Source organism: Aequorivita antarctica (genome assembly GCF_007997155.1).
In the GTDB taxonomy this organism is placed as follows: domain Bacteria; phylum Bacteroidota; class Bacteroidia; order Flavobacteriales; family Flavobacteriaceae; genus Aequorivita; species Aequorivita antarctica.
On record NZ_VORT01000012.1, the window covers coordinates 55,511 to 69,473 of the forward strand.

The following is a 13,963-nucleotide window of genomic DNA, read 5'->3' on the forward strand; positions in this document are numbered from 1 at the left end:
GGTTTTTGAAAGGCGTGGGGCGGTAGGTTTTGATTTTGCTTTAAAGGTTTGCTTCAATTTCTTTTTTCTATACTCTACAACTTTCTCAATTAAAACATATGGGTGGGTGGACTATTGAAAACTAGAATTGTCTTACTAGTTTTCATCGCAATCTATTTCTTTTAAAGGCATAGAATCATTAAAGGTATATTTTGTTTTTTTTTTAAATTTCATTTTCCCATCAACCTCTTCCACTTCGCCAAAACCTTCTACAAACTTGTTCTCTTTCTTCACGAACATAACTTCGCGAACTGAAACGGAGCCTTCAGATCCAAAAGTATAATCGGCGAAAAGGGTGTCGCCTACCATTTTTCCTTCAAAAACACCATCGTTCTTATCTTTTTCAAAATAATTATAGCTCAAAGTTCCAGCAACTTCATCGTTCATTTTTTCCATCTGAAGCAGAACGGTGTCTTTTTTAGAAACATATCGATAACACCCAATTTCGGGAGAATTCACATCGCTTTGCATAATATCCGCTTCTTCGGGAGCTATAACTTCAAATTCTTCTCTTTTGTTTTCATTTTTACAGGAAGAAGCTATAATTGTGGCAATGGCGGTAAAAATTAAAAGATGGTTTTTCATAGAATTGATTCTTAGTTTGTTAGGAGGGTTTGTTAAAAGTTAAAGCTATAGAAATATTTGTGTTTGTTGATCTAGCTTATAATTAATTTAACAATAGTTATAATGAATTTATGGAATCCGCTTCAAAATTTTTCGAGCTCGAGCTTGGTAGCCCGCACTTTTATTCGGTGCATTTTCAGTAAGAATGTTTCGCAATTCGGGATAAATCCATTTTTTGTCGTGATCCCACCCCAAATAATAGAGGCATTGCATAGCTGGAGCCTGACAAGCAACTTTCTGGTCGGTGATTAGCCAATCGAAGCAACATTCAGTAATACATTGTCTTTCGTTTTTATTTAAGACATTGGAAACTATACCAAACACTTTCATAAAATGATAATGACAAAGCATTTCACATATTTTAGCACAAGAGCGCAATGCAGAATCATTTTTTATTTGGGGAAGCTGCTCAAAAAACAAGTGCATATATTTAAAGAAGCTTTTAGCTTTATGCTCACAGATAACTTCCAGGACCCAAGCAGATTGAACTAAAAGTTCGCTTTCTTCTGAAAAACACCATTGAAGTGTTTCACGCACATAATGGGGTTTTTTGGTTATCCAAAAAGCAATTTCCAGTCTCTTTTTGCGACTGCTGTCAACCTCCATCAATTTTTCTTTTAAATCTTCGGGAAGCATAGTTCATTATTTTAAAAGTTCAACAACCTTTGGAACGCCTGTGGAAGCATTTTCTGCAACAACCGTGATTCTTCTGTTTTCTGAAATGGACGGTTGTGGATCCACAAAATAGATTTGTGCATCTAGTTTTGCATATTGAACCAAACCAGCCGCGGGATACACTTGCATTGAAGTTCCCACGATTATTATCGCATCTGCTTGTTCAACTATATCTGCGGCAACTTCAATCATCGGAACCATTTCGCCAAACCAAACTATATGTGGACGCAGTTGGTGATTGTATTCACAGAAATCACCAATGTTCAGATCCTTTTTCCAGTCCAAAATCAAGTCTTCATCAAAAGTGCTTCTCACTTTCAGAAGCTCGCCGTGAAGGTGAATAATATTTGTACTTCCAGCCCTTTCGTGCAGGTCGTCCACATTTTGGGTGATGATTGTAACATCGTGTTTTTTTTCCAGTTCTGCCAACGCAATATGTGCGGCGTTGGGTTGAACCGTCAACAGTTGTCTTCGCCGTTGATTGTAAAAATCGAGCACTGCAGCGGGATTGCGCTGAAAACCTTCTGGCGAGGCAACTTCCATCACATCGTGGCCTTCCCAAAGTCCGTCGCTGTCCCTAAAAGTTTTTATTCCGCTTTCTGCGCTGACTCCAGCTCCTGTGAGTACTGCAATTTTCATCATTAAATTATTTAGTTACTAAGTTATTCATAATTGCTGATTTAAGAAACAACCAATTAAACCAATAACTTTTATCTTAGCAAAAATTCAATAACCTAATAACCCAATAATTTTGGATTTAGACCTTTTAAAACACCTTCAAACCTATCTAACCGAGCACAGAAATACACGTTTTCAAAAAGTGCTTTCTGAAAGAACACGTCATTTTACGGTTGTAACTGAAGACGTATACCAACTTCACAACACCAGTGCCGTAATGCGAACTTGCGATGTTTTTGGTATTCAGGATTTACATGTGGTTGAAGAAAAAGTGAGTAAGCGCATTGACAAGGAAATAGCAATGGGCGCACAAAAGTGGGTCGATTTTAAAAGATATGGTTCTATAAAAGATTGTATTGTGAATTTGAAAAGTTCTGGCTATCAAATTATCGCAACCACACCGCATGATAATTCCACCCTGCTTCACGAGTTTGATGTTACAAAAAAGAGTGCCTTTTTCTTCGGAAGAGAAAGTGAGGGCTTGAGCGATGTTGTTATGAATGCAGCCGATGGTTTTTTAAAAATACCGATGTACGGTTTCACGGAGAGTTTGAATATTTCAGTTTCCGCGGCAATTATTTTACAAAGCGTGGTTTCAAAAATGAAACAAACTAATGTAAACTGGCAACTTTCAGAAGAAGAAAAATTTAAACTTGAAATGCAGTGGCTAAAGAAAACTATTAAAGCTTCGGATGAAATTATTGAGCGATATTATGCTGAAAATTCTAAATAATAATTTCTAAAAAAAAACTCACATCTCATATCTAAATACTCAATACTAAATACTCAATACCAAACATGAAACTCGTCTTCGCCACCCACAACAAAAATAAATTCATTGAAGTAAAAGCAATGCTTCCGCACCATATTGAGCTACTTAGTTTGGATGATATTGGCTGTATGGAAGACATAGAGGAAACAGCAGACACCATTGAAGGCAACGCAATTTTAAAGGCAAACTACGTGCGCGACAATTATAATCTTGATTGCTTTGCCGACGATACAGGTTTAGAAGTAAAATCTCTAAACAACGAGCCAGGTGTTTATAGTGCGCGCTATGCAGGAGTTTCGCACGATTCGAACGCAAATATTCACAAACTGCTTAAAAACTTAGAAGGAAAAGTAGATCTAAGCGCCCGTTTTAAAACCGCCATTGCTCTTTCAATGAACCATTCCGAAATTATGTTTTTGGGTATATGCGAAGGAGAGATAATCAAAGAACTCCGCGGCGAATCGGGCTTTGGCTATGATCCAGTTTTCCAGCCAAAAGGATTCGATAAAACCTTTGCCGAAATGACACTCACACAAAAAAGTGAAATCGGCCACCGAGGAAAAGCAATGCGCCAATTGATCTATTATTTATCAAAATAAATCGAAATTTCCATTACTTCACAAAAAACTGCCAACTGTCGTTGCTAACTGAAAACTTTAAGTTACTTTTGCGCCCTTGAAAAATCCGTCGCTTAAGGCTTCAGATTTACAAGAAAAATCCTCAGGGTGAGGAGTGTTATAGTGAAGCTGTCCGTTTTTTTATGTCCAGTAGCTTCCCGTTAGCACACATATAAAAACTTTATTTAATAAAATGACAGCATTTAAAGCACTCGGCTTAGAAGAGAATCTTCTAAAAGCCATCGCCGACTTGGGTTTTGAAACCCCTTCAGAAGTACAAGCGAAAGCAATCCCAATCCTTTTAGAGCGTGAAACCGATATGGTTTCCTTAGCACAAACAGGAACAGGTAAAACCGCAGCATTTGGTTTCCCAATGTTGCAAAAAATTGACGTAAAAAGTCGCACTACACAAGGACTTATCCTTTCGCCAACACGCGAACTTTGTCTTCAGATTACAAATGAAATGACAGCTTATGGTAAGTATATGCCAGGGCTTAACGTAACCGCCATTTACGGTGGTGCGAGTATAACCGATCAAGCGCGCCAAGTTAAAAAAGGCGCACAGATTATCGTTGCAACCCCAGGGCGAATGAAAGATATGATCGGCCGTGGTCTGATTGATATTTCAAAAATTGAATATTGCGTGCTCGATGAGGCCGATGAAATGCTCAACATGGGCTTTTATGAAGACATCACCGAAATCCTTTCACATTCTCCAAAAGAGAAAAGCACTTGGTTGTTTAGCGCAACGATGCCGAAAGAAGTTTCTACGATTGCAAAGAAATTTATGCATACCCCAGTAGAAATCACTGTGGGAACTAAAAACGTAGGTTCAGATCAAGTTTCGCACGAGTATTATTTGGTAAACGCTCGCGACCGTTACAGCGCATTGAAACGTTTGGCAGATGCAAACCCAGAAATATTCTCAGTAATTTTCTGTAGAACAAAGCGCGACACCCAAAAAGTTGCGGAGCAGTTGATTGAAGATGGCTACAACGCTGCGGCACTTCACGGCGATTTAAGCCAAAGCCAGCGCGATACGGTAATGAAATCATTCCGTGCACGCCAAATACAAATGCTTGTAGCAACAGATGTTGCGGCTCGTGGAATTGATGTAGATGATATTACACACGTAATAAACTACCAACTGCCAGACGAAACTGAGATTTACACGCACCGTAGCGGGCGTACAGGTCGTGCTGGGAAAACTGGGATTTCTATGGTCATCGTTTCAAAAAGTGAAGTGCGAAAAATTCACACTATTGAAAAGATGATCCAAAAGAAATTCATTTCAAAGGAAATTCCTTCTGGAATGGAAATCTGTGAAGTACAGATGTTTCACTTGGCAAACAACATTAAAGACACTAAGATAAATCCTGAGATCAACGCTTATCTTCCGAATATAAATGAAGTATTGGCAGATTTCTCGAAAGAAGAACTTATCCAAAAGGTGTTTTCTGTAGAGTTTACGCGTTTCTTGAATTACTATAAAAACAGTAAAGACCTTAATATTTCTGGAGGTAGCGAACGCAATTTCGAAGAAGAAAATAAGGACAGCACACGCTATTTCTTAAACATTGGAAGCAAAGACGATTTCGATTGGATGAGTCTGAAAGATTTTCTTCGCGATTTGTTGCAATTAGGAAAAGACGATGTTTACAAAGTTGATGTAAAAGATAGCTTCTCATTTTTTAATACAGACACAACACATCAAGAATTGGTGATGGGCATCTTCAAGGATTTTAAACTTGAAGGACGACAGATCAATATTGAAATATCTAAAGACACGGGTCGTAGCAAAGGCAGAAGCGGCGGTGGCGGCGGACGTGATCGCGATCGTAGCAAAAGAAGAGGCGACAGAAATGATCGTGGCGATAGAGGTGACAGAGGTGACAGAGGCGGAGACCGTGGCGAGCGCAGAGGCAGTTTCAAAAAACGAAGCGGCAGTTCTAGCAGCAGTGATAAACCAGCTTTTAAAGGCAAAAGCCGAAGAGGAAGTGAACGCCCAGAAACCAAAGGTACTGGTGGCAGACGCAGAAGAAAAGAATAATTTTTTTTAGCTAAACGTACAATTGTTTAAAGAAATTTAATACTCCCTTTAAACTTTAGCACCAGTTTAACGTCTATATATTTATATTTACGGGCCTTTAGTAAAGAGGCCCGTTTTTTTTAAACTTATGCAAATCTTCAACTTTCTGCAGGAACACATACTGGAAAATGATGCTGTGCGACTTAATCCGTTGCACCATCAAGATATTGATAAGCTCTTGCGATTCTCAGAACAACAGCCCGAACTTTGGAAATACTCCCTTCAACCAGCAGATGGTCTGAAGAATTTAAAAACCTATGTAGACCTTGCCTTAAACGGAAGAAAAGAAGAAACTTCATATCCCTTTATCGTTTTCGACAAGCGCACCCAGCAAATTGCAGGCAGCACCCGTTTCTATGATTTTCAGAAAAACCACAATACCGTTCAACTCGGTTATACTTGGTATGGCAAGGAATTTCAAGGTTCTGGTATTAACAAGCAATGCAAAATGCTTCTGTTGGAGTTCGCTTTTGAAAAACTTGGAATAGATCGTGTAGAGTTTCGGGCAGATGCAAACAACGCGCGAAGCATCGCCGCAATGAAAAGCATCGGATGCACCGTTGAAGGTATTTTGCGAAGCAACTGCGCAGCTCCCAATGGCAGACGCGACAGCATTGTTTTAAGCATTTTAAAAGACGAATGGTTTGGTGGCGTTAAAGAAACATTGAAATCTAAAATTGAAAAAGAAGGGAATGTTTCACCTCAGTGAAATTTTTCCGTATATTAAACACTTTATGAAAAAATATATCCTACTTATCTCCTTCCTTTTTATTGCTGCAAACTCCTTTGCACAAGATAATAATACCATAAAGGGAACTGTGATGAACGATGCGGACGACAAGCTGTTAGAAAATGTAAACATCGTAAACTTGAACCAGGTAAAAGGAACAACTACCAATGAAAAAGGGGAGTTCTCCATTAAAGCTGTGGTTAATGACACGCTGTTTTTTTCGTACCTAGGTTTTAAATCCATTCGTGTTCGCGTGACCAATGACTGGTTGAAATTTGGCGATATAAAAGTAAAAATGACCGAGCTCGGCATCGCTTTGGAAGAAGTAGTGATAAAACCGGTCCAGCTTACAGGTTATGTTGAAATTGACGCGAAATTAATCCCTATTTACGACAATTACCGTTACCGAATTTCAGGCCTAAACACAGGTTATGAAGGCGGAAGCAACCAACCGGGGGCTGTTAGCAAGGTTTTGAGTTCTATTTTCAACCCTGCGGATTTTCTCTATAACGTCTTCGGAAAACGACCGAGACAGATGAAGAAACTCCGCCAAATGAAGGATGATGATGAAATCCGGAACCTCCTACAAAGTAAGTACGACCGCGAAACCTTAATGGCAGTACTCCAGCTAGAGCGTGCCGATATTGATGAAATATTAAACAAATGCAGCTTTTCCAAAGACTTCATCCGCACCGCCAACGATCTACAAATTCTCGATGCCATCAGTGGTTGTTATGAAGAATACAAGGTTTTGAATAGAGATAAGTAAATTCTTTTCTATTTTTTTTAACAACATTCAATTTCATTAAAAGTAATTTTAATGAAAATTGATTCCATGAACCAAATAGTCAATAAACAGCGCAACTTCTTCAACACCCACGCCACTAAAAACCTACATTTTAGAAGACAACAACTTAAAACGCTCCAAAAAGCTTTACAGCAAAACGAAGCCTTACTGCATGAGGCCATTTACAAAGACTTTAAAAAGTCAGAGTTCGATAATTATACCACGGAGCTTTCCCTGCTCTACAAAGACATCAAAGAAGCCCGAAGCAATATATTCAATTGGGCGCGTACAAAGCCGGTCTCCACAGGCATCCTTAATTTCCCCGCTTCCAGTTATATCATTCCGGAACCCTTGGGCGTCTGTTTAGTTATTGGTGCTTGGAACTATCCCTACCAACTTTCCTTTGCTCCGGTCATCGCAGCAATAGCAGCAGGAAATACCGTAATTTTAAAGCCTAGCGAATTACCCACACACACGGCGGCCGCTATGGCAAAAATTGTAAAAGAGAATTTCGATCCCGCCTTTTTTACTGTCGTTGAGGGTGGGGTGGAAGAAACCCAAGAATTATTAAAGCAGAAATTCGACAAAATATTTTTCACAGGAAGCACCAAAGTAGGAAAGATTGTTTACAAAGCCGCCGCTGAAAACCTAACTCCAGTAACCCTCGAACTCGGCGGAAAAAGCCCTGCAATTGTCACTGAAAGTTGCAACCTAAAAGTTTCAGTAAAACGACTTGTTTGGGGAAAATTCCTCAACGCAGGCCAAACCTGTATTGCGCCAGATTATGTATTGGTTCACAAAAGTATCGAACAGAAATTCCTCGAACAGACCAAAAAGGAAATTATAAGCCAACATTTCGCTTTTGAAAATGACAACTACCTTCAAATAATAAACAACACTAATTTTGAGCGCCTCACCAAAATGCTCGATCCGGAAAAAATTTATTACGGAGGTGAAACCAATGCAGAGGCACGCTACATCCAACCCACAATAATGCAGAACGTAAATATGGAAGACGCAGTAATGCAGGAAGAAATCTTCGGCCCCATCCTTCCTGTGATTACTTACGAATCTATAGAAGAAGCCATTGCCAAAGTTAACAGTCTCCCAAAACCATTATCCTGTTATCTCTTTACAAAAAGCAATTCCGTAAAAAAGAAAATTTTAAACGAAATCTCCTTTGGTGGCGGCGCTATTAATGAAACCGTGATGCACATCAGTAACTCAAACCTTCCTTTCGGCGGCGTAGGCCATAGTGGCATCGGCAATTACCACGGAGAGGCAGGTTTTAAAACGTTCACACATTATAAAAGTTTGATGGATAAGCCTACATGGCTTGATCCATCAATCCGTTACTACCCACATACTCCATTTAGGTTAAAGTTGATGCGGGGGTTTATGAAGTTTTAAGAATATTAATTGGAAATTATTCTTTAATAATTTTTTGAACAAAATCCCCGCTCTCGGTTGCTATCCTAAAAAAATACATCCCGTTTTGAAAATTTGAAATATCAACTTCCTGAATATTCCCACTCTGTTGAAATACATTTTTATCCAAAATATCAAAAACGGCAACACTTACAATAGCTTCAGTTTTTGACTCTATAAAGATTAATCCGCTTGTTGGATTTGGATAGATTTTTACAGTATTTAATTGGTTTTCCTCAATCCCTATAATGGTATAGTTTTCATACCAAGCAATTTTATCGTCGTTCTGTGAGGATGAAATAACGTCCATATCGCCATCATTGTCAATATCTGCGGCAATTACGGAGCGTGAAAATTGAACCTCAGTACTAATAATGTTTTTAGAACCAAAAGAGCCTTGTCCATCTAAATTCTCAAACCATACCACTTCACCATCAAAAGCTCCTCCTCCAGTTGCAAGTATATCATTATCGCTATCATTGTCTAAATCTGTGGAATAAATGGAGTGAGCGCCTAGTAAATTGTCGATAATAATATTTTCGTTTCCAAAATTGCCAAGACCGTCCAAATTTTCATACCAAGCTACTTTATCCGCTCCACCCGTTGCTGCAATTACATCTATATCGCCATCACCATCTATATCTATTGTGAAAATTGGTTCTACTGATAGACCATTTGTAGTTATTGTTTGTTGAGGCCCAAAACTACCCAAACCGTCTAGATTTTCATACCAAGCAACTGTAACAGATCCAGATGTTGAACCAACTACATCCATATCACCATCACCATCAATATCGGCAGTTGCAATAGAGCGGGCATTGGGGGCGAAAGCATTGATAACTCTTGTGGGGCCAAAGTTTCCATTGCCATCTGTATTTTCATACCATGCTATACCACTATTGTCAGAACCTGATAATACATCTTTGTCCCCATCCCCATCGATATCCGCAGCTATTACTCTATAAGCCCCATCTGCGATATTTGAAATGATTTTTGCAGCACTGAAGGAGCCCAAACCGTCCAAGTTTTCATACCAAACTACCATGTCATAAAAATAAGAGACCGCAAGAACATCCATATCACCATCTCCATCAAGGTCGGCAGCGTGCACGTGTATCGCGTCGCCCAAGGCGGCAATTATGTTTTGAACGCCAAAATTCCCAATTCCATCCAAGTTTTTATACCAGGTAAGATTTTCGCCAAATTTATTCGCAGAAAGAATGTCTATGTTCCCATCTCCATCCACGTCTGCGGCACAAATAATTCGCGAACCATCGGCCTCTGTGGAAATGATACGTTGCGCCCCAAATTGTGAATATCCATTAAAGTAAATGAATAGGAATATGTATAATAGATATTTCATTTACTAAATATATAAAATATTGATTGCTGTGAGATGTTAGTTCTAATTATTTCGACTGTTAACCCATTTATTTCACTAATGAAAGCTCTTTGAATCGTATCCATGTTAAAATTTCAACACTACACTAAAATATGTCGGGTACTGAAAACTGAGACCCTACAACTGAGAACCACCCCAACTTATCAATCTTTATAAACAACCCTATTCAAACAGCCTTTTCTTCGCTATTTTTGTAATACTTAATCTGAAATAGTAATTATGAAATTCTTTATCGATACCGCAAACCTTGACCAAATCCGCGAAGCCCAAGACCTAGGCGTACTTGATGGCGTTACCACTAATCCATCCTTGATGGCAAAGGAAGGCATCACTGGCCGCAATAATATTTTGAAACATTACGTAGACATCTGCAATATTGTAGATGGCGATGTATCCGCAGAGGTAATTGCAACCGATTTTGAAGGAATGGTAAAAGAAGGTGAGGAGTTAGCAGAACTTCACCCACAAATTGTGGTAAAAGTGCCAATGATAAAAGAAGGTATAAAAGCAATTAAATATTTCACAGATCACGGTATTCGCACCAATTGCACACTGGTTTTCTCAGCAGGGCAGGCATTGCTTGCTGCAAAAGCTGGAGCAACTTACGTTTCACCATTTATAGGAAGATTGGACGATATATCAACAGATGGACTGGAGCTGATTGCGGATATTCGCTTGATTTATGACAATTACGGCTTTGAAACAAAAATTCTTGCAGCCTCCATTCGTCACACTATGCACGTTATTAACTGTGCAAAAATAGGTGCTGACGTTATGACTGGACCACTTTCATCAATTGAAGGTTTGCTGAAACATCCATTGACAGATAGTGGGTTGAAACAATTTTTGGAAGATTACAAAAAGGGAAACTGAGTTTAATTTCTCCTCGAGCGCAGTCGAGAGGTCAATAGTTCTCGACAACAATCGAACAGACAAGTTATAAATTTGGTTATTTATTCAAAAAACCAAGTAGTAGTTCTTCAAAATTAGTGTTGAACATATTGGTTTTTCCTTCAAGGATAAGTCCGTTTTTATCAACAATGATAACCTTGTTCATAGCGTTTAAAACAAGTTTCTTCTCCGCATCAGTAAAATTTTCGAGTTGAAATTCGGTATCGGGATTATACTTTGATTTCTTTACCGTTTCACGCCATTTTTTAAAGTGCGTATCAGTATTTACGGCTATAAAATCATATTCTGGATATTTAGATTTTAGCTCTGCTGCACGATTGTGAATGTTTTTATATAGCGCCACGGATTGTCCAGACCAAAAATAAACTACAGTTGGCGCTTTGATAACGCTCTGAATGTCTTTTACAACATTGTCTGTATTAACCAATGCCACATTTGGAATTGTATTGCCGGCAGTAAGTTTTACTGTGGCATCAAAAACTTTGCGCACATCCTCAAGATTCTTTTTATCAGTATTCATTTTTGAATAAGCCTCAAAAAACTTTGTTTCTTCCTCAGCATTTTTGGCATTTAGCAAATACCACATGGCGCTAAAGCGTAGCAAACTGTTCTTGAGGGAATCTGACGTAACGATGCTATCGATCAACCCGATCTTTCGGTAGTTGTATTCAAATGAGTTTCGGTCAATCGGTGTTTTATTAGCATATTCAGTACAGACCATGTTTTCAAAATACCGGTTCATAAAACGGTAGTAGGGATAATAATTTTTGAGCTCGTTCTGATCAAAATCTATTTTCTTTCTGTAATCAAAATAATGTTTGTCGAATTTTTCAGGATTTCTCCTGTTGGCTGCCCCATACATTTCTTTCTTTGAATAGTAATCGTAATTAATATTTGCCAGTGCAACATTTTTAAAACCTTCGGCGGCATCATTGTTATTGATATACTCCTCGTATTTGTTGATTTTTAATTTTTTTAGGGAATCAATTTTATGATCAAAATCAGTGGATGATAATGAATACCATTTCGGCAAATTCTGGTTCTCGGCTTCGTTCTGTAAATAGAGATCAATCAATAGATTGTTTTTATCGCCACCTCTTCCGGAATAGGCAAGAGATTCGTCAAAATCAATTGTATTTATGTGTATCAGTAAACTATCGCCAGGTTCAATGAAGAAAACTTGGGACTCTCCGTGTTTGAGGAAATAAAGCCCGGCTTTTATTTTTTCGGTTTTATATTGAAAAAAGTTGTTATCATCCAGTTTTACCGTGTCCAATATTTGGTTTCCTTTGGAAAAAATGATGTATTCTAGTGTTGGGTTAACTATTTGGCCACTTATCCAAGTTGTTTGTACAGCCTTTTCTTCCTTGTTATTACAAGAAAATATGGTTGAAAAAAATAAAAGTAGAAGTATTTTTCTTATCAATCGGATAATCATTTAAGTTAACAGACAAATGTAACCGAGTCATTAACTGTATTTTGTTAAATCATGGTTAAAAGGATTTTTAAAACGTTAATATTTTCGGCTTATCGCTTAAATGGCTACTTTTGCGCAAAATCTAAAAATTTATGCTTTCAGTTTCAAACCTTTCGGTTCAGTTTGGTAAACGCGTGTTGTTCGACGAGGTGAGCACACAGTTTCACACAGGCAATATATACGGTATCATCGGGGCCAATGGCGCAGGAAAATCTACTCTTTTAAAAATTATTTCTGGCAAACAGGATCCTACTTCCGGACACGTGCATCTAGAAAAAGGAAAACGGATGTCTGTTTTCGAACAGAACCACAATGCCTATGATGATTTTATGGTGCTTGAAACAGTGGTTCGGGGAAATAAGGAACTATTCGCCATAAAAACACAGATTGACAAGCTATACGAGGATTATACCGACGATAATGCCGAAAAAATTGGCGAGCTTCAAGTTACATTTGAAGAAATGAACGGTTGGAATGCTGATAGCGATGCAGCCTCAATGCTTTCAAACCTTGGTATTGATGCAAGCCTCCATTTTACGTTGATGAAGGATTTAGACGGAAAACAAAAAGTTCGTGTGCTTTTGGCGCAAGCGCTTTTTGGAAACCCAGACGTGTTGATCATGGATGAGCCCACCAACGATTTGGATTATGAAACCATTAATTGGTTGGAGAACTTTTTGGCAAATTATGACAATTGCGTAATTGTAGTTTCTCACGACCGTCACTTTTTAGATTCAGTATGTACCCACATCAGTGATATTGACTTCGGAAAAATAAATCATTATAGCGGTAACTATACTTTTTGGTATGAAAGTAGCCAATTAGCAGCTCGTCAAAGGGCTCAGCAAAACAAAAAGGCTGATGAAAAACGCAAGGAGCTTCAGGAATTTATTATGCGCTTTAGTGCAAACGTGGCAAAGAGCAAGCAGGCAACTTCGCGAAAAAAGATGCTTGAAAAACTAAATGTTGAAGAAATTAAACCATCCAGTCGTCGCTATCCAGCTATTATTTTTGAACGTGAACGCGAGGCAGGTGATCAAATTTTGACAGTTGAAAACCTTTCTGCTTCTATTGATGGTGAAGTTATTTTTAAGAATGTAGATATCAATTTGGCGAAGGGTGATAAAGTGGTTATTTATTCCAGAGATTCTCGTGCGCCCACTACTTTTTATGAAATATTAAATGGGCACGTAAAACCAGACACTGGTTCTTTCCAATGGGGAATTACTACAAACCAAAGCTATTTGCCGCTTGACAATGAAGAATTTTTCAAAAATAATTTATCGTTGGTAGATTGGTTGCGACAGTATGCCAAAACTGAAGAAGAGCGCGAAGAAGTTTTCCTTCGTGGTTTCCTTGGGAAAATGCTTTTCAGTGGCGAGGAAGCTTTAAAGAAAAGCAGTGTACTTTCTGGAGGAGAAAAAGTGCGTTGTATGCTAAGCCGTATGATGATGCTTCGTGCAAACGTGCTGATGCTTGACGAACCCACAAACCATTTGGATTTGGAATCAATTACTGCCTTTAACAATTCTCTGAAAAACTTCAAAGGAACGGTATTGTTGACCACCCATGATCACGAATTTGCCCAAACTGTGGCAACGCGTATTATTGAGTTAACTCCCAACGGAGCAATAGATCGTTACATGACTTTTGATGAGTATATGAGCGATAAGAAAATAAAGGAACTGCGTGATAAAATGTACGCAGTAGAAGCATAAAAAAAATAGGCGATC

General features: G+C 38.5%; 13 protein-coding genes. 8 read left to right on the forward strand and 5 right to left on the reverse strand.

The annotated features are described in order from the left end of the window. Positions 1-135: 135 nt before the first annotated feature. The 3 genes from ESU54_RS14920 to ESU54_RS14930 all read right to left on the reverse strand — a co-directional run bounded on the left by ESU54_RS14920 (position 136) and on the right by ESU54_RS14930 (position 1,980). A complete protein-coding gene (locus ESU54_RS14920) occupies positions 136-624 on the reverse strand; it encodes a hypothetical protein (RefSeq protein WP_111845049.1) in 489 nt (162 codons plus the stop codon). A gap of 108 nt (positions 625-732) precedes the next feature. Continuing rightward, on the reverse strand, positions 733-1,299 hold the full coding sequence (locus ESU54_RS14925) for a hypothetical protein (protein WP_111845050.1): 567 nt from the start codon (positions 1,297-1,299) through the stop codon (positions 733-735). 6 nt (positions 1,300-1,305) lie between these two features. Continuing rightward, the gene (locus ESU54_RS14930) at positions 1,306-1,980 is read right to left on the reverse strand and encodes an SIR2 family NAD-dependent protein deacylase (protein WP_111845051.1); all 675 of its coding nucleotides are present in this window, start codon (positions 1,978-1,980) and stop codon (positions 1,306-1,308) included. Between the two features lie 106 nt (positions 1,981-2,086). Between ESU54_RS14930 and ESU54_RS14935 the strand changes: the two genes are divergently transcribed. From ESU54_RS14935 to ESU54_RS14960, 6 genes are all read left to right on the forward strand, one after another. Further along, on the forward strand, positions 2,087-2,749 hold the full coding sequence (locus tag ESU54_RS14935; RefSeq protein WP_170253296.1) for a TrmH family RNA methyltransferase: 663 nt from the start codon (positions 2,087-2,089) through the stop codon (positions 2,747-2,749). Positions 2,750-2,814: 65 nt separating this feature from the next. Further along, positions 2,815-3,387, forward strand: a complete 573-nt coding sequence (locus tag ESU54_RS14940) for a non-canonical purine NTP diphosphatase (protein WP_111845053.1) — start codon at positions 2,815-2,817, stop codon at positions 3,385-3,387. Positions 3,388-3,598: 211 nt separating this feature from the next. After that, positions 3,599-5,455, forward strand: coding sequence for a DEAD/DEAH box helicase (locus ESU54_RS14945; RefSeq protein ID WP_111845054.1), 1,857 nt, complete (start codon positions 3,599-3,601; stop codon positions 5,453-5,455). 127 nt (positions 5,456-5,582) lie between these two features. After that, entirely contained in the window at positions 5,583-6,203 is a 621-nt protein-coding gene (locus tag ESU54_RS14950) for a GNAT family N-acetyltransferase (protein WP_111845055.1), read from the forward strand. 25 nt (positions 6,204-6,228) lie between these two features. Then, positions 6,229-6,993 carry a carboxypeptidase-like regulatory domain-containing protein gene (locus ESU54_RS14955; protein WP_111845056.1) on the forward strand — a complete coding sequence of 255 codons (765 nt, stop codon included), beginning with the start codon at positions 6,229-6,231 and terminating at the stop codon, positions 6,991-6,993. A 51-nt stretch (positions 6,994-7,044) separates the two neighbouring features. Continuing rightward, entirely contained in the window at positions 7,045-8,421 is a 1,377-nt protein-coding gene (locus ESU54_RS14960; RefSeq protein WP_235004602.1) for an aldehyde dehydrogenase, read from the forward strand. A gap of 16 nt (positions 8,422-8,437) precedes the next feature. Here ESU54_RS14960 and ESU54_RS14965 read toward each other — a convergent pair whose 3' ends face one another. Beyond that, positions 8,438-9,802 (reverse strand): T9SS type A sorting domain-containing protein, encoded by a 1,365-nt coding sequence (locus ESU54_RS14965; RefSeq protein ID WP_111845057.1) that lies wholly within the window; start codon positions 9,800-9,802, stop codon positions 8,438-8,440. 258 nt (positions 9,803-10,060) lie between these two features. Between ESU54_RS14965 and fsa the strand changes: the two genes are divergently transcribed. Next, a complete protein-coding gene (gene fsa / locus ESU54_RS14970) occupies positions 10,061-10,714 on the forward strand; it encodes a fructose-6-phosphate aldolase (protein ID WP_111845058.1) in 654 nt (217 codons plus the stop codon). 76 nt (positions 10,715-10,790) lie between these two features. Here fsa and ESU54_RS14975 read toward each other — a convergent pair whose 3' ends face one another. Continuing rightward, positions 10,791-12,179 (reverse strand): thioredoxin-like domain-containing protein, encoded by a 1,389-nt coding sequence (locus tag ESU54_RS14975; protein ID WP_160113292.1) that lies wholly within the window; start codon positions 12,177-12,179, stop codon positions 10,791-10,793. A gap of 143 nt (positions 12,180-12,322) precedes the next feature. Here ESU54_RS14975 and ESU54_RS14980 point away from each other — a divergent pair, with 143 nt between their 5' ends. Next, entirely contained in the window at positions 12,323-13,948 is a 1,626-nt protein-coding gene (locus ESU54_RS14980; RefSeq protein WP_111845060.1) for an ABC-F family ATP-binding cassette domain-containing protein, read from the forward strand. Positions 13,949-13,963 lie beyond the last annotated feature (15 nt).